Consider the following 17,518-nt stretch of genomic DNA (forward strand, 5'->3'; position numbering starts at 1 on the left):
TCCTTAATGGGTCAGGGTTGCCGTAGTGTCCGCGGTGCTTTTGGCCGGGGCGGCGACAGGGAGATAGTGAAGTTCGGCGCTTTTTGCCCACTGCTGGTAGCGCTGATAAAGCTGTTCAAAGCGTTGTGCCTGCTGAGCACGCGGCTGAAGGGTGTTTTCGACGGCGCTCGCCATGTGCTGCTGCGCGGTGGGGATATCCGCATGGACGCCCGCGGCGACGGCGGCGAAAATCGCCGCGCCCAGCGCGCAGCACTGATCGGACGCCACAATCTGCAGCGGACGGTTCAGCACGTCGCAGCAGGCCTGCATGATCACCGGGTTTTTACGGGCGATGCCGCCCAGCGCCATCACGTTATTCACGTCGATGCCCTGCTCGGTGAAGCACTCCATAATGGCGCGGGCACCGAATGCCGTTGCGGCAATCAGGCCGCCGAAGAGCGCAGGTGCGTCGGTCGCCAGGTTGAGATCGGTAATCACCCCTTTCAGGCGCTGGTTGGCAAACGGCGTGCGGCGACCGTTAAACCAGTCCAGCACCACCGGGAGGTGATCGAGAGACGGATTTTTGGCCCAGGCGTCGGTGAGCTGGGGCAGAAGCTGCTTTTTGCTCTCGGCGATCTGGGTTTTCAGTTCAGGATGCGCCGCCGCCAGCCGATCCAGCGGCCAGCCGAGCACGCGGCCAAACCAGGCGTAGATATCGCCAAACGCGGACTGACCGGCTTCTAGGCCGATAAAGTCTGGCACCACGCTGCCGTCAACCTGGCCGCAGATACCTTTTACCGCGCGGTCGCCGACGGTGGCTTTATCCGCCGTCAGGATGTCGCAGGTGGAGGTGCCGATGACTTTGACCAGCGTGTTTGGCTGCGCGCCCGCGCCCACGGCGCCCATATGGCAGTCAAACGCGCCGCCGGAGATCGCCACGTTTTGCGGCAGGCCGAGGCGCGTCGCCCACTCCTCACAAAGGGTGCCGACGGGAATATCGGCGGTAAAGGTGTCGGTAAACAGCGGGTATGTCAGGCTCTTGTTGATGATCGGGTCGAGTTCATCGAAGAAGGCTGCCGGAGGTAGGCCGCCCCAGCTTTCATGCCACAGGGATTTATGCCCGGCGCTGCAGCGACCGCGGCGGATATCCTGTGGACGCGTGGTGCCGGAGAGCAGAGCAGGCACCCAGTCGCACAGCTCAACCCATGACGCTGCAGCCTGCGCAACGGTTGCGTCGGCACGGGTGACGTGCAGGATCTTGGCCCAGAACCATTCGCTGGAGTAAATTCCGCCGATGTAGCGCGAGTAGTCCGTTTTGCCCGGCTGATGGCACAGGCGGGTGATGGCTTCGGCCTCTTCCACGGCGGTATGGTCTTTCCACAGCACGAACATGGCGTTCGGGTTGTCGGCAAACTCAGGACGCAGCGCCAGCACGCGGCCTTCGGCATCCACAGGGGCAGGCGTGGAGCCGGTACTGTCGACGCCAATCCCAACAATATCCGCCCGCTGGGCGTCGGTCAGTTCGGCCAGAACGGTTTTAATGGCCGCTTCCATCGACTCAATGTAGTCACGCGGGTGATGCCGAAACTGGTTGTTCGGCGCATCGCAGTAGCGCCCCTCTTGCCAGCGCGGGTACCACTCAACGCTGGTTGCTATCTCCTGGCCGGACGTACAGTCCACTGCCAGCGCGCGAACCGAATCGCTGCCAAAATCGAGGCCAATCGCAATTGCCATGGTGTTGCTCCATCGAAAAAAGAGGTATGGAAGAACATTAGAGACTGGGGACAAAAGTCGTCAGGCAGGATCCGCTAATCTTATGGACTAAATTGCTGTTACAACGGAAAGTGTGACGCCGTGCAAATATTCAATGTGGACATTTCTGCCGCAGTTATAGACACTTTTGTTACTGCTTATCTGCCTGCTCAGGCGGAGAAATCAGGGGGAAAGGCTGAAACATGGCGGACGTAAAAGCGGCGTGATGCTTTTTGGATCTTTTCGCGGGCCATTTTTAACCTGCTTTTAGTGATATGGACAATTGGTTTCCTTGAGGACCCTTGGGAGAACTGAATCTATGGCCGAAACGCAAAACGATCCTCTGCTGCCGGGATACTCGTTTAACGCGCACCTTGTGGCGGGACTGACTCCTATCGAGGCTGAAGGATATCTCGACTTTTACGTCGATCGACCGCTTGGGATGAAAGGATATATCCTCAACCTGACCGTGCGAGGGGAAGGGATCATCAAAAACGGTGACCAGCAGTTTGTCTGCCGCCCGGGGGATATCCTGCTGTTCCCGCCGGGGGAGATCCACCACTATGGCCGTCATCCGGATGCCAAAGAGTGGTATCACCAGTGGGTCTATTTCCGTCCGCGCGCCTACTGGCAGGAGTGGCTTTCCTGGCCGGCTATTTTTGCGCACACCGGTTTTTATCGTCCGGACGAGGTGCATCTGGCGCAGTTTCGCGAACTTTTTGCGCAGATTATCGAGGCGGGACAGGCCGGGGGGCGCTACGCTGAACTGCTGGCGATTAACCTGCTTGAGCAGCTGCTGCTGCGACGGATGGAGGCGATTAACGCGTCGCTTAACCCGCCGCTGGATAACCGCGTGCGCGACGCCTGCCAGTACATCAGCGACCACCTGGCCGATAGCCAGTTTGATATCGCCAGCGTTGCCCAGCACGTCTGCCTGTCACCGTCGCGTCTGTCGCATCTGTTCCGCCAGCAGCTGGGCGTCAGCGTGTTGAGCTGGCGCGAGGACCAGCGCATCAGCCAGGCGAAGCTGCTGCTCAGCACCACCCGGATGCCCATCGCCACCGTGGGGCGCAACGTGGGCTTTGAGGATCAGCTCTATTTCTCCCGGGTATTTAAAAAATGCACCGGTGCCAGCCCCAGTGAATTCCGCGCGGGATGTGAATAAACGGTAAAAAAAGATAAACAAACAGGTGAATGCGGGAAGCAACCTGTAAACTATTCAGACAATTGTTGCCTTGACGCGGTGCGGGGCGCTAAGCAGAATCGCTGATTCGTTTTCTGACCGGAATAGTTATGCAGGCATTGCTGGAACACTTTATTACCCAGTCCGTTATGTACTCGCTCATCGCCGTGGCGCTGGTGGCGTTTCTGGAGTCGCTGGCGCTCGTCGGGTTAATCCTGCCTGGCACCGTGATGATGGCGGGGCTTGGCGCGCTGATCGGCAGCGGTGAGGTCAATTTCTGGCAGGCGTGGCTGGCGGGAATTATCGGCTGCCTGCTCGGCGACTGGATCTCCTTCTGGCTGGGCTGGCGCTTTAAGAAGCCGCTGCACCGCTGGTCGTTCATGAAAAAGAACAAAGCTTTGCTGGATAAGACCGAGCATGCGCTGCACCAGCACAGCATGTTTACCATCCTCGTCGGCCGCTTCGTAGGGCCAACGCGTCCGCTGGTGCCGATGGTGGCCGGGATGCTGGATCTGCCCGTTGCGAAATTCGTGGTGCCAAACATTATCGGCTGCGTCTTCTGGCCGCCGTTCTACTTCCTGCCGGGGATCCTCGCGGGGGCCGCCATCGATATTCCTGACGGTATGCAAAGCGGTGAGTTTAAGTGGCTACTGCTGGGCACGGCGCTGCTGCTATGGCTGGCGGCATGGCTCTGCTGGCGACTGTGGCGCAGCGCGAAGGCAAATATCGATCGCCTGACGCGCTACCTCCCGCGTACTCGCCTGCTCTGGCTGGCCCCGCTGACGCTGGGTGTGGCGGTGGTGGCGCTGGTGGCGCTGATTCGTCACCCGCTGATGCCGGTGTACGGTGAGATTCTATTGAAGGTGGTGAGCCGTTAAGCGCCGGGCGGCACTGCGTTTGCCCGGCCTACGGTTTTATACCCAATAATCCAGAAGCGCTTTCTTTTCCGCTCATTAATGCTTCTGTTGCTCCATCCCACAAAATGCGTCCCTCCGCGATCACCACCGATCGCGGGGCAATCCGTGCGGCATCCTCGATGCTGTGCGAAACCATCAGCATCGTCAGTTGCTGGCGCTGACAGACCTCCTGCACCAGGGCCAGCATCTCCTGGCGCAGCGCGGGATCGAGCGCCGAGAACGGCTCATCCAGCAGAAGTATCGGCTGTTCGCGCACCAGACAACGTGCCAGCGCAACGCGCTGACGCTGCCCGCCGGAAAGCTCGCCCGGCAGCCTGTCGATAAACCCGGCGATCCCCATCTGCGCGGCAATAACTTCCAGTTTATGGCGCTGATCATCGTTCAGCCTCAGTCCCGGGTGCATTCCCAGCGCGATGTTTTGCCGCACCGTCAGGTGGGTAAACAGGTTGTTTTCCTGAAACAGCATTGAGACAGGACGTTTAGCCGGAGGGGCGTTGGTGAAATCACGATTATCGATGACTATCGACCCGCTGGCAGGTTGCAGAAAACCGGCGATCAAATTGAGCAAGGTGCTTTTCCCGGCACCGCTTGGGCCAAGCACGGCGATCATCTCTCCCTGGCGCACGGAGAGCGTGAAGCGCATCGGCAGATGCTGATAAAGCCAGGTTACATCAGTCAGTTTTAGCATCACGCCCCGGAAGTTTTTCGATAACGGTAAATAAGGCAAAGCACAGCAGCAGCAGTAACAGCGCGGTGACCGCGCCGTCCTGACTGCGGTAAGAGCCGATTTGCTGATAGAGCCAGTATGGCAGCGTGCGGAAATCGTCATTGCCGAACAGCGCCACGACCCCAAAGTCTCCAATAGAGAGCACGCAGGCAAACGCCAGCGCCTGTGCCAGCGGACGCTTTAGCGCGCGCAGTTCGACCACCTTCAGCCGCTGCCAGCCCTGCATGCCCAGCGACTGGCACAGCAAACTGTAGCGGCTGTTGACGTCGCGCATCGGGTTTTCCAGCACCTTGAGCGCGTAAGGAATGGCCATTAAGGCGTTGGTAAAGATCACGATGCCGTCGGCGCTTTCCGGCAGGCCGAGGGTGCTGTTGAACAGTAAAAAGAAGCCCGTTGCCAGTACAATCCCCGGCATCGCCAGAATCAGCATGCCCGTCAGCTCCAGCATTTGTCCGGCTTTTTGCGCCTGGCGGGCGTAAAGCTCACGGCTGCTCCACAACAGCATCATGGTCAGGATGACGCACAGTAATCCGGCAGCCAGCGCGATACGCAGCGAGGTCCAGGTGGCCTGCCAGAGGACGGGCTGTTGCAGGACGGACAGGAGATTAAGGTTTAGACCGTCAACGATAACGGCCAGCAGCGGCGGCAACAGCAGCAGGAGCGCCAGCGCGATCAGGATAACATCACTGACGCGGCTGTGCAGGCTGTCCTGCGGATCGCGCCAGCCGGTTATTTGATGACTACCAGCGGGAATGGCTTTACTCAGCCGCTGGCTCAACAGAACCAGTGCAAGGCAGCACGCCATCTGGACTATCGCCAGCAGTGCGGCGCGACCGGGATCGTAGTCGTAACTCAGCGCCTGGTAAATCGCCAGCTCAATGGTGGTGGCCTGCGGCCCGCCGCCAAGTGACAGCACGGTGGCAAAGCTGGCAAAGCAGAGCATGAAGATTAATGCCGCTACGGGCGGGAGCTGGCGGCGCAGCCACGGCCATTCGACAAAGCGGAAGAACGACGCGCCGCGCATGCCGAGCTGGGCGGCAATCTGGCGCTGTTCGCCGGGAATGTTCTCCAGCGCCTGCAAAAAGAGGCGCGTTGCCATCGGCATATTGAAAAAGACGTGTGCCAGCAGGATGCCCTGCAGTCCGTAAGGCGAGAATGACCATTCCAGACCAAGCTGGCCGAACAGCGAAGCCAGCCACCCCTGGCGACCGTAAACGCTCAGAATGCCAAATACCGCCACCAGCACGGGCAGGATCAGCGTCATGGCGCACAGGCGCAGCAGAGCCTGCCTGCCGGGGAAACGCCGCCGATACAGCGCGCGTGCAAGAAAAATCGCCGGGAGCACCGACATCAGGGCAGAAAGAAACGCCTGCCAGAAAGAGAACCGAATGACGTGCCAGAGGTAGCTGTCGTGCCAGAGAGCGAGCAGGTCGCTCTCCGGCGCGTTAAACCACAGCGCAAGAAAAGCCCCCAGGCTGACTGCCACCATTACGACGGCGGCGAGCAGCCCGGGAAGCAACCAGCCGGGAATTAGCGGCTGACGGCGCGTTGCCATTCACTTACCCATGCGGCACGCTGCGCGGCGACCTGCTGCGGCGTAAACTCCAGCGAGGTTTTCGGTTTGGTCAACTGTTCAAAACCTGCAGGCAGTGCAACGCTGGTGACCGGATACATCCAGTTGCCTGCGGGAATGGCATTCTGGAATGCCGGCGAAACCATAAACTTCAGGAACTTCTCGGCCAACTCCGGCTGCTTGCTGGCAGCGGTACGCGCGGCCACTTCCACCTGCAGATAGTGCCCTTCCGCAAAATCTGCGGCAGCATAGTTATCTTTCTTCTCGGCGATAATGTGGTAAGCCGGGGAGGTGGTGTAGCTCAGCACCAGGTCGCTTTCACCTTTCAGGAACAGGCCATAGGCTTCGCTCCAGCCTTTGGTCACGGTCACGGTTTTGGCAGCCAGCTTCTGCCACGCTTCCGGCGCCTTATCGCCGTAGACTTTCTGCATCCACAGCAGCAGACCCAGGCCTGGCGTGCTGGTCCGCGGATCTTCATAAATCACGCGCCACTTCTGGTCGCTTTCCACCAGCTCTTTCAGGCTCTTCGGCGGGTTTTTCAGCTTGTTTTTGTCGTAAACAAAAGCAAAGTAGCCGTAGTCGAACGGCACAAAGGTGTCGTTCTTCCAGCCGCCAGGCACGTTAACGGCCTCTGCTGCGACGCCGCTTTTGGCAAACAGTTTGGTCTGCGAGGCGGCTTCCAGCAGGTTGTTATCCAGACCAAGCACCACGTCAGCCTTGCTGTTTTTCCCTTCCATGCGCAGACGGTTGAGCAGTGAAACGCCATCTTCCAGCGCCACGAACTTCAGCTCGCAGTTGCAGTCAGCTTCAAAGGCTTTTTTGACAACCGGGCCAGGGCCCCAGTCGGCAGAGAAAGAGTCGTAGGTGTAGACCGTCAGGACGGGTTTGGCTAAAACGGGCAGCGCGAACAGCGCCAGCAGGGGGAGAACTTTTTTTAACACTTTGCACCTCAGGGTTGAGTGGCAAAGGATTTTGAGCGACAGCCTCAAATCCCTTCGCCGGCGTTATCCGGATCAGGTTCGACGGGTATTATCTCAGCGCACATCTGTGATGCAGCACCCCGTTGAGAACGGCGCTATTGTAATGATTTGGTGAATATTACGAAAGCGTTATGGCTCCGGGGGCGCAAACCAGGCGGATTTGAAATCAAACCAGCCCAGGGTGTTCATCCGCAGGCCACGCATGCTGCGCTGGCCCTGAATCATCAGCCAGTGGTGGATCAACGGGACGATCGCCTGCTCGGCCAGCAGCTGCTGGCACCACACGGCAAGATTCATCTCGCCCGCATGCCACAGGGCGGCATCCTGCTGCCAGTCACGGTCGATGCAGTGCTGGATCAGCGGGACTTCATACAAATGCGAGAAAAGGGAAAAATCGAGCGGCAGGGTAAAATTAGCGCTGTTGAGCCAGATATCACTGGCGATTTCCCCCTGATGCCATTCGTCATAGTCCACTTCCCTGATGTCCAGCCTGACCCCCTCGGCTGCCAGCAGGCGGGTCATGATCCTCGCGATAAAACGATGCTCAACATGCTCGCGGTAGTAGGTCAGGGTGATGGACTCCAGCCCTGCGGGTTTGTCGCAGTGCGACGGGCGGGCGTGGTGCCAGCGCGGAAGCAGGCCGTACGCCGGGAACCAGTATGTCTGGTACTGCGCTTCCGCATGGTAGATCAGATTGGAAGGGGACAACACGTGGCTGATCCACTTCCGGACGTCCTGGTTTGCTCCGCGGTGGGTGCGGCGGTCAAAGAGAAGATAGTAGCATCCCTCCTCCAGGCGGCTCTCCACGGCCTTTTCTCCCGTGGTGGGGCCTTCCAGCGTCAGCCCGCAGCTCAGGTCTTCATTGAGATCCGGCAATACCCACACGTTCACTTCGTCGATCAGCGCCCGATAGCCAAAGTAGTCATCGAACGCGCGGATTTTCAGCTGATTGCTGTTATTGCGGGACACGGCGTAGGGGCCGGTGCCAATTGGCAGGCTGGCAAAATTGTTCATCGATTCCCACTCGCCGGGCAAAATCATCGACGGTACATAGCCCAGCAGCCAGGGAAGCCACTTGTCCTGCTGCGACAGCTCAATATCCAGCGTCCAGGCCGTAGGGGAGTGGATGCGCGAAATATGCGAGTAGAGCGGCAGCCTGCGGGCGCGTTCCAGAGAGGCGATGACGTCGTGCATCTCCAGCTCGCGACCGTGGTGAAAGTGGATGCCAGGGCGTAAGAAAAAGCGCCAGTGGCGCGGGGAAAGCTGCTGCCAGTGGTGCGCGATATCCGCCTCCAGTTCCCCGTTTTCCTCATTTATCCGCGTCAGGCCGCTGAAGATTTGCCGGGCCATATGGGTTTCTGAGCGGCGTAACGCCGTGCCGGGCAACAGATTTTTCATTGGCCGATAGTAGAGCACCCGCAAAATGTGTCGGCCCTGACGAAAACTGCGTCCGAGATGGGAAACCAGCATCTGGCGCACGGCGGCTTTGTCGCCCACCAGTTGGACCAGCTGATCGATGCGGTCCTGCTCGAGCAGGTCTTCTGCACGCTGCTGCTGCAATGCAAGCCCGGTGTAGAGAAAGGTCAGTCGCGAGCGTTTCCCGCGTCCCGCTTCCGCTTCCCAGCTTAACCAGCCCTGCTGCTGCATGGTATTGAGCAACGTACGCATATGACGGCGGGAACAGCTAAGCAGGTCGGCCAGCTCGTTGAGCGTCGTTTCCTGCGATTGCCCCTCGCAGCACTGCCAGAGGCGGATAAATTGTTGCTGCAGACGACCGGAAGGCATAAAAGGGGAACTCCTGACAAAAAACCAGCAATTTATTAATCCCTATATTAGGCCAATAATGCTTCCCGATGAAGCGAGGAGGTAAATGATGAAGAGGTCTACCGCACGTCAGTTTTATCAGCAGTACTTTTCAGCGACAAAAGGATCGTCCTGGCTGGCCCGCCAGTGTGCAGAGCAACGGCTGAAAATGTTAGAAGAACTGATGCAGTGGGACGTTACGAAACCGGCCTCTTCTCGCTGACTCGCCTCGATCATGTGTGACTGAGTATTGGTGCTTATCACCCGCCAGCAAAATGTTTTTGCTGGCTTTTTTCGTTTATTCTTTCACCCAATTTCGATTCGCTTTCACAAGGACTTGCGCATGCTGTGGTTGATGACGATGGGGCGACGCCTGAACGGCGTGTATGTCGCTTTTATGCTGGTGGCCTTTATGATGGGCGTGGCGGGGGCGCTGCAGGCGCCGACGCTGAGCCTGTTTCTCAGCCGCGAGGTGGGGGCGCAGCCGTTTTGGGTAGGGCTGTTTTATACCGTTAACGCGATTGCCGGGATCCTGGTCAGCCTCGCGCTGGCGAAACGATCGGACAGCCAGGGCGATCGCCGCAAGCTGATCCTCTTTTGCTGCGCCATGGCCGTGGGTAACGCACTGCTCTTTGCTTTCAACCGTCATTACCTGACGCTCATTACCTGCGGCGTGCTGCTGGCATCGCTGGCGAATACCGCCATGCCGCAGCTGTTTGCGCTGGCGCGGGAATATGCGGATAGCTCGGCGCGGGAAGTGGTGATGTTCAGCTCGGTGATGCGTGCCCAGCTCTCGCTGGCGTGGGTCATTGGTCCGCCGCTGGCCTTTATGCTGGCGTTGAACTACGGCTTTACCACCATGTTCACCATCGCGGCCGGGATTTTTGTCATCAGCCTGGCGCTGATAGCCTTCGCGCTGCCATCCGTGGCGCGCGTCGAACAGACAACGGACAAGCCTCTCACCCAGGTGAGCGGCTGGCAGGACAAGAACGTCCGTATGCTGTTTATTGCCTCCACGCTGATGTGGACCTGCAACACCATGTACATCATCGACATGCCGCTGTGGATCAGCAGCGATCTGGGCTTACCGGACAAGCTTGCGGGGATCTTAATGGGGACCGCTGCCGGGCTGGAAATTCCGGCAATGATTCTGGCGGGCTATTACGTTAAGCGTTTCGGTAAACGCAAAATGATGGTGGTTGCGGTTGCTGCCGGGGTGTTGTTTTATCTTGGGCTGATCTTATTCCACTCGCGCGAAGCGCTGCTGGCGCTGCAGCTGTTTAATGCCGTGTTCATTGGGATCGTCGCCGGAATTGGCATGCTCTGGTTTCAGGATCTGATGCCCGGACGCGCGGGATCGGCCACGACGCTCTTTACGAACAGTATTTCAACCGGGGTGATTCTGGCCGGTGTGATCCAGGGCGCGCTGGCGCAAAGCTATGGCCATACGTCGGTTTACTGGGTGATTGCGGCGATATCCGTTGTGACGCTCCTGCTGACCTGCCGGGTAAAAGACGTGTGATTCTGGAAGACGGCTTCACAAATTGGAACGACATTCTGACAGAGATCACGAAGGGGAATAGAGTGCGTGGCGGGTGCTTGAGGCTGTTTGCCTCAGGCTTTCGCAAGAGGCAAACAGTGGAGAGTCCCACATCAAAAGATTGATGGGGAGACCAACTTCACAACCAACATTGCGAGGTTAGTCTCTTCATTGCCGAAAAGCAATAAGGAGGCTGGAATGCCAAAACGTACTCTGCTGTTAGGTTTATTTCTGATCTGTACGACGTTGTTGATCTTCACCTGGATGGTCCGTGATTCGTTGTGTGAATTGCATTTCAGACAGGAGAAAACAGAAATGGCGGCAGTGTTGGCTTACGAAGCAAAACGTTAGCGGTATGGGCGGGGAAGTTTCCCCGCCTCTCCAGAGTGGTTGAGCCTCAACGCACCCTTATCAATGGCCCGCATTTCGCGGGCCATTGCCTTTAGCCCATAAACGCAGGCTGTTTTTTCTCATACGCTGAGATGGCGTCTTCGTGCTGCAGCGTCAAACCAATGCTGTCCAGACCGTTCAGCATGCAGTGACGGCGGAACGCATCAATGCTGAAGCTGTAGGTCTTATCCCCGGCTTTCACCACTTCCGCTTCCAGATCAACTTCAAACGACATGCCCGGATTGGCCTTAACCAGCGCAAACAATTCATCGACCTGCTCATCGCTCAGCGTCACCGGCAGCAGCTGGTTGTTGAAGCTGTTGCCGTAGAAGATATCCGCAAAGCTTGGGGCAATAACCACCTTAAAGCCGTAGTCGGTCAACGCCCAGGGCGCATGCTCACGCGACGAGCCGCAGCCAAAGTTTTCCCGCGCCAGCAAAATGGAGGCACCTTTGTATTCCGGGAAGTTCAGAACGAATTCCGGATTAGGCACTTCGCCTTTGTCGTCCAGGAAACGCCAGTCGTTGAACAGGTGCGCGCCAAAACCGGTACGCGTCACCTTCTGCAAAAACTGCTTAGGAATAATGGCGTCAGTATCGACGTTCGCGGCGTCCAGGGGGACAACCCGGCCTGTATGTTGGGTAAATTTCTCTGCCATGATTGTCTCCTTATTTCAGGCTGCGAATGTCGGCGAAATGGCCGGTGACTGCCGCAGCGGCGGCCATTGCCGGGCTGACCAGATGGGTGCGCCCACCGCGGCCCTGACGGCCTTCAAAGTTACGGTTGCTGGTGGAGGCACAGCGCTCACCCGGATTCAGGCGATCGTTGTTCATGGCCAGACACATGGAACAGCCTGGCAGGCGCCACTCGAAGCCTGCTTCGATAAAGATCTTATCCAGACCTTCGGCTTCCGCCTGGGCTTTCACCGGACCGGAGCCTGGAACGACCAGCGCCTGCACGCCCGGCGCGACTTTACGGCCTTTGGCGATCTCTGCCGCCGCACGCAAATCTTCGATACGGGAGTTGGTGCAGGAGCCGATAAACACCTTATCAATGGTCACGTCGGTCAACGGCACGCCGGGCTTCAGCCCCATATAGGCCAGCGCTTTTTCCGCACTGGCGCGCTCGACCGGATCGGCGAAGGAAGCCGGATCGGGAATGGCGTCGTTGACGGAAATCACCTGACCCGGGTTGGTCCCCCAGGTCACCTGAGGGGCAATCTCTTCTGCCTGCAGCGTGACAACGGTATCAAACGTTGCCCCGTCGTCGGTTTTCAGGGTTTTCCAGTAGGCTACCGCGTCGTCAAAATCCTGCCCTTTCGGCGCGTGCAGACGGCCCTTCACATAGTTAAAGGTCGTTTCATCTGGCGCGACCAGCCCGGCTTTGGCACCCATCTCAATGGCCATGTTGCACAGGGTCATGCGACCCTCCATGCTCAGCGCCTGAATAGCGTCGCCGCAGAACTCAACGACGTGGCCGGTACCGCCTGCGCTGCCGGTTTTACCGATAATCGCCAGCACGATATCTTTCGCGGTAATGCCTGGTGCCGCTTTGCCCTTCACTTCAATCTTCATCGTTTTGGCGCGACCCTGCTTCAGGGTCTGCGTCGCCAGCACGTGTTCCACCTCGGAAGTGCCAATCCCGAACGCCAGAGCGCCAAACGCGCCGTGGGTTGCGGTATGCGAGTCACCGCAGACGATGGTCATGCCCGGCAGGGTAATCCCCTGCTCAGGGCCCATCACGTGGACGATGCCCTGATACGGATGGTTCAGGTCGTACAGCTCAACGCCAAATTCATTGCAGTTCTTAATCAGCTCCTGCATCTGGATACGCGCCATCTCACCCGAGGCGTTAATGTCTTTAGTCTGGGTGGAAACGTTGTGATCCATCGTCGCGAAGGTTTTACCCGGCTGGCGTACCGGACGCTTGTGCGCGCGCAGGCCGTCAAATGCCTGAGGAGAGGTCACCTCGTGTACCAGATGTCTGTCGATATACAGCAGTGGGGTTTCGTTTGGTGCTTCGTAGACAACGTGCGCATCAAACAACTTTTCATATAACGTCTTAGCCATGATTACACCCCTTCAGCGACATAGCGGGCAATAATGTCGCCCATTTCATCGGTACTGACTGCCGCCGTGCCGCGTGCTAAATCACCGGTACGAACGCCTTCTTCTAACGCCCGGTTAATGGCGTTTTCAATTGCGGTTGCTGCATCGCCTGCATCCAGGCTGTAGCGCAGCAGCAGGGCCAGAGAGAGGATCTGCGCAATCGGGTTAGCGATGTTTTTGCCGGCGATATCCGGTGCGGAGCCGCCCGCAGGCTCGTACAGGCCGAAGCCTTCTTCATTCAGGCTGGCGGATGGCAGCATGCCCATCGAGCCGGTAATCATCGCGCACTCGTCAGAAAGAATATCGCCGAACAGGTTGGAGCACAGCAGCACGTCAAACTGGGACGGATCCTTAATCAGCTGCATGGTCGCGTTGTCGATGTACATGTGCGACAGCGCAACGTCCGGGTACTGTTTAGCGACTTCGCTGACGATCTCGCGCCACAGAATGGAAGACTGCAGCACGTTCGCTTTATCAATCGAGGTCACCTTATGGCGGCGTTTGCGCGCCGACTCAAACGCGATATGGGCGATACGTTCAATTTCGAAGCGGTGATACACCTCGGTATCGAACGCTTTTTCATGCTGACCGCTGCCTTCGCGCCCCTTTGGCTGACCGAAATAGATCCCACCGGTCAGTTCACGTACGCACAGAATGTCGAAACCGTTAGCGGCGATATCGGCGCGCAGCGGGCAAAACTCTTCCAGACCCTGGTACAGCTTCGCCGGACGCAGGTTACTGAACAGTTTGAAATGTTTACGCAGCGGCAGCAGCGCGCCGCGCTCTGGCTGCTCTGCTGGCGGCAGGTGTTCCCATTTTGGACCACCGACGGAACCAAACAGCACGGCATCGGCATTTTCACAGCCTTCCACGGTCGCTTTTGGCAGTGGCGTACCGTGGTTATCAATCGCAATACCGCCCACATCGTAGTGGCTGGTGGTGATTTTCATCGCAAAACGCGCGCGAACGGCTTCCAGTACTTTCAGCGCCTGTGCCATCACTTCCGGGCCAATACCGTCGCCCGGTAACACAGCAATATGGTAATTCTTCGACATTACACGGTTTCCTTGTTGTTCTCTTTATTCTGAGCTTTGCGTTGCAACTCTTTTTCGACTTCGGCGGCGCGCCAGATGTTATTCAGCACATGCACCATCGCTTTCGCGGAGGATTCAACGATATCGGTCGCCAGACCCACGCCATGGAAGCGGCGGCCATTGTGGGTCACAACAATGTCGACCTGGCCCAGTGCATCTTTGCCATGGCCCTTGGCCGTCAGGTCATATTTGACCAGCTCAACGTCGTACTCGGTAACGCGGTTGATGGCCTGGTAAATCGCATCGACAGGTCCATTACCGTTAGCTGCCTCTGCTTTAATTTCATCTCCGCAGGCCAGCTTGACCGAGGCGGTGGCGATGTCGCTGGATCCGGACTGCACGTTGAAGTAATCCAGACGGAAGTGCTCTGGCTCTTCCTGCTGTTTGTTAATAAAGGCCAGCGCTTCCAGGTCATAGTCGAACACCTGCCCTTTTTTGTCGGCCAGCTTCAGGAAGGCGTCATACAGTTGATCCATGTTGTAATCGCTGTCCTTATAGCCCATCTCTTCCATGCGGTGCTTCACTGCCGCACGTCCGGAACGGGAGGTCAGGTTCAACTGGACCTGGTTCAGGCCGATGGATTCCGGGGTCATAATTTCGTAGTTTTCACGGTTCTTCAGCACGCCATCCTGATGAATACCGGAGGAGTGCGCGAAGGCGCCAGTGCCGACAATCGCTTTGTTGGCCGGAATAGGCATGTTGCAAATCTGGCTGACGGTCTGGCTGGTGCGCCAGATCTCGTTGTGATTGATGCGGGTGTGCACGTCCATGATGTCCTTGCGCACTTTGATCGCCATGATCACTTCTTCCAGCGAACAGTTGCCCGCGCGTTCGCCGATGCCGTTCATCGCGCCTTCTACCTGACGCGCGCCAGCGTGGACGGCGGCGATAGCATTGCCCACGGCCAGACCCAAATCATCGTGGGTGTGGACGGAGATAATCGCTTTATCAATGTTTGGAACGCGGTCATACAGGCCGGTGATGATGTTGGCGAACTCAAACGGCATGGTGTAGCCGACGGTGTCCGGGATGTTGATGGTTTTGGCACCCGCGTTAATGGCGGCTTCCACGACGCGCGCCAAATCGTCGATTGGCGTACGGCCTGCATCTTCACAGGAGAATTCAACGTCATCGGTGTAGTTGCGTGCGCGTTTCACCATGTACACCGCGCGCTCAATCACCTCATCCAGCGTGCTGCGCAGCTTGGTGGCGATGTGCATGGGCGAGGTGGCAATAAAGGTATGGATACGGAACGCTTCGGCCACTTTCAGTGACTCGGCTGCAACGTCGATATCTTTTTCTACACAGCGCGCCAGACCACATACGCGGCTGTTTTTAATGGTGCGGGCGATGGTCTGGACGGATTCGAAATCACCCGGAGACGAGACCGGGAAACCCACCTCCATCACGTCGACACCCATACGTTCGAGAGCCAGCGCGATCTGCAGTTTCTCTTTTACACTCAGGCTTGCCTGTAATGCCTGTTCACCGTCACGTAAAGTAGTATCGAAAATAATGACTTGCTGGCTCATGGGTTAGGTCCTTGTCAGTCTTAGGGCGCCTTGCTACGAGCATAAAAAAACCCGCGCAGTGGCGCGGGTTTTTAGTCTTACTGGTGACGATTCAACGCTGAATTTCGCCCGCCAGTCTACCGCGCACAGTGGATGCGTTTAGTAGTAGTAGACCGGTGAAACGAATGGTGCGAATCATGAATCGTGCTCCGTTAAATTCAATATGCTTTTAGTGGTACTGGATACGACAGTTGATGTCAACCCCTGACGATAAAAACGGACCCGACGGGCGGAACTGGCAGGATTTTACTTTAGCTAATTGTGCTGGTTTTGGCTTTTGCGAGCCGACTAATTGTCTAATTTTGGACTGAAGAAAACAGTTGCAGAAATAAATAAATATAATTGTTTAAAATGAGTGACGTGCGTTACAGAGAGTATTCTGTACATAAAGGGGTTTACTATCATTAAGTTATAATTGCGGTGAATCTATTACGCGTCGCTAAAAAATGAACAGAGGTAACATGTTATTAACTAACTGATGAGCGGTGGCGATAACAGTTTAATAATACTTAAGTCATCATTAATCTGGCAGTCATTGTGTATTTGCTTGGTTTATGGTTTCATTTAAATCCTAAAGTCAAACATATCATTTGCGCTATTTTCTTTTCGTTTGTATAGCGTCTTTATATATTCTGAATTTTAAATAATTCTCTTTCGCTGATCGTATTTGCATGATAAATCATATTTTTCGAGATTATTACCGTACGTGAGCAAAGGGAGTGTAGCGTGACAGTGGAGTCAGAAGTGTCAGAAAATAATATTAAACAACCTCAAGCTACTGATGGGATTAAACCGCAGTTACGCACGGTGGATCTTAATCTTCTGACGGTGTTTGATGCTGTCATGCAGGAACAGAATATCACCCGCGCGGCCCAGGCGTTGGGGATGTCACAACCTGCTGTGAGTAACGCCGTTGCCAGGCTTAAGGTCATGTTTAACGACGAATTGTTTGTTCGTTACGGAAGAGGGATCCAGCCTACTGCGCGTGCATTCCAGCTGTTCGGCTCAATCCGTCAGGCGTTGCAGCTGGTACAAAACGAGCTGCCGGGATCGGGCTTTGAACCTTTAAGCAGCGAGCGCACATTTCATCTGTGTGTCTGCAGTCCATTAGATAATTATTTAACCTCGATTATCTATAATAAAGTCGAAGAGATCGCGCCAAATATCCATTTGGTTTTTAAATCATCCCTGAACCAAAGTACAGAGCATCAGTTACGCTATCAGGAGATTGAATTCGTCCTGGGGTATGAAGAGTTCCGTCGTCCTGAATTTTCCTGCGTACCGCTGTTTAAAGATGAAATGGTTCTGGTGGCCAGTAAAAATCATCCCCGGCTGAAATATCCACTACGCGAAAATGATGTCTATAACGAGCAGCATGCCGTTGTTGCCCTCGACAGATATGCTTCCTTTAGCCTGCCATGGTATGACTCTGCGGATAAGCAGGCGAGCGTTGCTTATCAGGGGATGGCTATGGTCAGCGTATTAAACGTTGTCTCCCAAACACATCTGGTGGCGATTGCACCGCACTGGCTGGCAGAAGAGTTTTCTGACCCGTTAAATCTGCAAATTTTGCCTCTGCCGCTTAAGTTAAATAGCCGAACCTGCTATCTCTCCTGGCATGAAGCGGCCGGAAGGGATAAAGGACACCAATGGATGGAAGAGTTGCTGGTCGGTATCTGCCGCCGGTAATCGCATCAGGATAAATCGCATCGGATTGTGTGATTTATCCTGAGTTTTTATAGATAATTACTATTTTGTTCTGTGATGCATTTTTTCGGGCCGCTCTTCGGTACGCAAAAATAGATGATTTCCTGCATTGCCCCGCTTTTCAGCGATGATTTATCACACCGTCCTCTATTCCCAGAGGAATTAACCATATCTTCAGTTAACGGCTGCTTTTT

16 protein-coding genes and 1 riboswitch are annotated in these 17,518 nt (G+C 56.3%); of the genes, 6 read left to right on the plus strand and 10 right to left on the minus strand.

Translation table 11 applies throughout. From position 1 onward, the window contains the following. Positions 1-3 precede the first annotated feature (3 nt). Positions 4-1,713, minus strand: a complete 1,710-nt coding sequence (araB, locus tag ACMGGU_RS01675; RefSeq protein ID WP_395299793.1) for a ribulokinase — start codon at positions 1,711-1,713, stop codon at positions 4-6. A 337-nt stretch (positions 1,714-2,050) separates the two neighbouring features. On the opposite strand from araB, the gene araC reads away from it, so the two are divergent. Both araC and ACMGGU_RS01685 read left to right on the plus strand, forming a co-directional pair. Continuing rightward, positions 2,051-2,896, plus strand: a complete 846-nt coding sequence (araC, locus tag ACMGGU_RS01680) for an arabinose operon transcriptional regulator AraC (protein WP_023293301.1) — start codon at positions 2,051-2,053, stop codon at positions 2,894-2,896. 128 nt (positions 2,897-3,024) lie between these two features. Beyond that, positions 3,025-3,792 (plus strand): DedA family protein, encoded by a 768-nt coding sequence (locus ACMGGU_RS01685; protein WP_045907783.1) that lies wholly within the window; start codon positions 3,025-3,027, stop codon positions 3,790-3,792. Between the two features lie 28 nt (positions 3,793-3,820). Here the strand turns inward: ACMGGU_RS01685 and thiQ are convergent, their stop codons facing one another. From thiQ to sgrR, 4 genes are all read right to left on the minus strand, one after another. Then, positions 3,821-4,519, minus strand: a complete 699-nt coding sequence (gene thiQ, locus ACMGGU_RS01690) for a thiamine ABC transporter ATP-binding protein ThiQ (RefSeq protein WP_395299794.1) — start codon at positions 4,517-4,519, stop codon at positions 3,821-3,823. Further along, positions 4,503-6,113 carry a thiamine/thiamine pyrophosphate ABC transporter permease ThiP gene (gene thiP, locus ACMGGU_RS01695; protein ID WP_395299795.1) on the minus strand — a complete coding sequence of 537 codons (1,611 nt, stop codon included), beginning with the start codon at positions 6,111-6,113 and terminating at the stop codon, positions 4,503-4,505. Before thiP ends, thiQ begins: the two co-directional genes overlap by 17 nt. Beyond that, the gene (gene thiB / locus ACMGGU_RS01700; protein WP_395299796.1) at positions 6,089-7,072 is read right to left on the minus strand and encodes a thiamine ABC transporter substrate binding subunit; all 984 of its coding nucleotides are present in this window, start codon (positions 7,070-7,072) and stop codon (positions 6,089-6,091) included. The genes thiP and thiB overlap by 25 nt, the downstream gene beginning before the upstream one ends. Positions 7,073-7,103: 31 nt before the next feature. Next, positions 7,104-7,204: riboswitch (TPP riboswitch) on the minus strand. Positions 7,205-7,240: 36 nt separating this feature from the next. After that, positions 7,241-8,896 carry an HTH-type transcriptional regulator SgrR gene (sgrR, locus tag ACMGGU_RS01705; RefSeq protein WP_048225627.1) on the minus strand — a complete coding sequence of 552 codons (1,656 nt, stop codon included), beginning with the start codon at positions 8,894-8,896 and terminating at the stop codon, positions 7,241-7,243. Between the two features lie 88 nt (positions 8,897-8,984). On the opposite strand from sgrR, the gene sgrT reads away from it, so the two are divergent. From sgrT to ACMGGU_RS01720, 3 genes are all read left to right on the plus strand, one after another. Further along, the gene (gene sgrT / locus ACMGGU_RS01710) at positions 8,985-9,137 is read left to right on the plus strand and encodes a glucose uptake inhibitor SgrT (protein ID WP_045907787.1); all 153 of its coding nucleotides are present in this window, start codon (positions 8,985-8,987) and stop codon (positions 9,135-9,137) included. Positions 9,138-9,257: 120 nt separating this feature from the next. Next, positions 9,258-10,436, plus strand: coding sequence for a sugar efflux transporter (locus ACMGGU_RS01715; RefSeq protein ID WP_395299797.1), 1,179 nt, complete (start codon positions 9,258-9,260; stop codon positions 10,434-10,436). 216 nt (positions 10,437-10,652) lie between these two features. Further along, positions 10,653-10,805 carry a Hok/Gef family protein gene (locus ACMGGU_RS01720; protein WP_045907789.1) on the plus strand — a complete coding sequence of 51 codons (153 nt, stop codon included), beginning with the start codon at positions 10,653-10,655 and terminating at the stop codon, positions 10,803-10,805. 91 nt (positions 10,806-10,896) lie between these two features. On the opposite strand, the gene leuD is transcribed toward ACMGGU_RS01720, so the two are convergent. The 5 genes from leuD to leuL all read right to left on the minus strand — a co-directional run bounded on the left by leuD (position 10,897) and on the right by leuL (position 15,756). Further along, positions 10,897-11,502, minus strand: a complete 606-nt coding sequence (gene leuD, locus ACMGGU_RS01725; RefSeq protein WP_023616037.1) for a 3-isopropylmalate dehydratase small subunit — start codon at positions 11,500-11,502, stop codon at positions 10,897-10,899. A gap of 10 nt (positions 11,503-11,512) precedes the next feature. Continuing rightward, the gene (leuC, locus tag ACMGGU_RS01730; protein ID WP_008501999.1) at positions 11,513-12,913 is read right to left on the minus strand and encodes a 3-isopropylmalate dehydratase large subunit; all 1,401 of its coding nucleotides are present in this window, start codon (positions 12,911-12,913) and stop codon (positions 11,513-11,515) included. Between the two features lie 2 nt (positions 12,914-12,915). Then, entirely contained in the window at positions 12,916-14,007 is a 1,092-nt protein-coding gene (gene leuB / locus ACMGGU_RS01735; protein ID WP_023310385.1) for a 3-isopropylmalate dehydrogenase, read from the minus strand. Further along, on the minus strand, positions 14,007-15,578 hold the full coding sequence (gene leuA, locus ACMGGU_RS01740) for a 2-isopropylmalate synthase (RefSeq protein WP_008501997.1): 1,572 nt from the start codon (positions 15,576-15,578) through the stop codon (positions 14,007-14,009). Before leuA ends, leuB begins: the two co-directional genes overlap by 1 nt. 91 nt (positions 15,579-15,669) lie before the next feature. Next, a complete protein-coding gene (gene leuL / locus ACMGGU_RS01745) occupies positions 15,670-15,756 on the minus strand; it encodes a leu operon leader peptide (protein WP_071530973.1) in 87 nt (28 codons plus the stop codon). A gap of 587 nt (positions 15,757-16,343) precedes the next feature. Here leuL and leuO point away from each other — a divergent pair. Next, entirely contained in the window at positions 16,344-17,306 is a 963-nt protein-coding gene (gene leuO / locus ACMGGU_RS01750) for a transcriptional regulator LeuO (RefSeq protein ID WP_420300205.1), read from the plus strand. The last annotated feature ends 212 nt before the right edge of the window (positions 17,307-17,518 follow it).

The sequence above is a fragment of the Enterobacter sp. BNK-8 genome, assembly GCF_048685095.1.
GTDB lineage: Bacteria > Pseudomonadota > Gammaproteobacteria > Enterobacterales > Enterobacteriaceae > Enterobacter > Enterobacter quasiroggenkampii.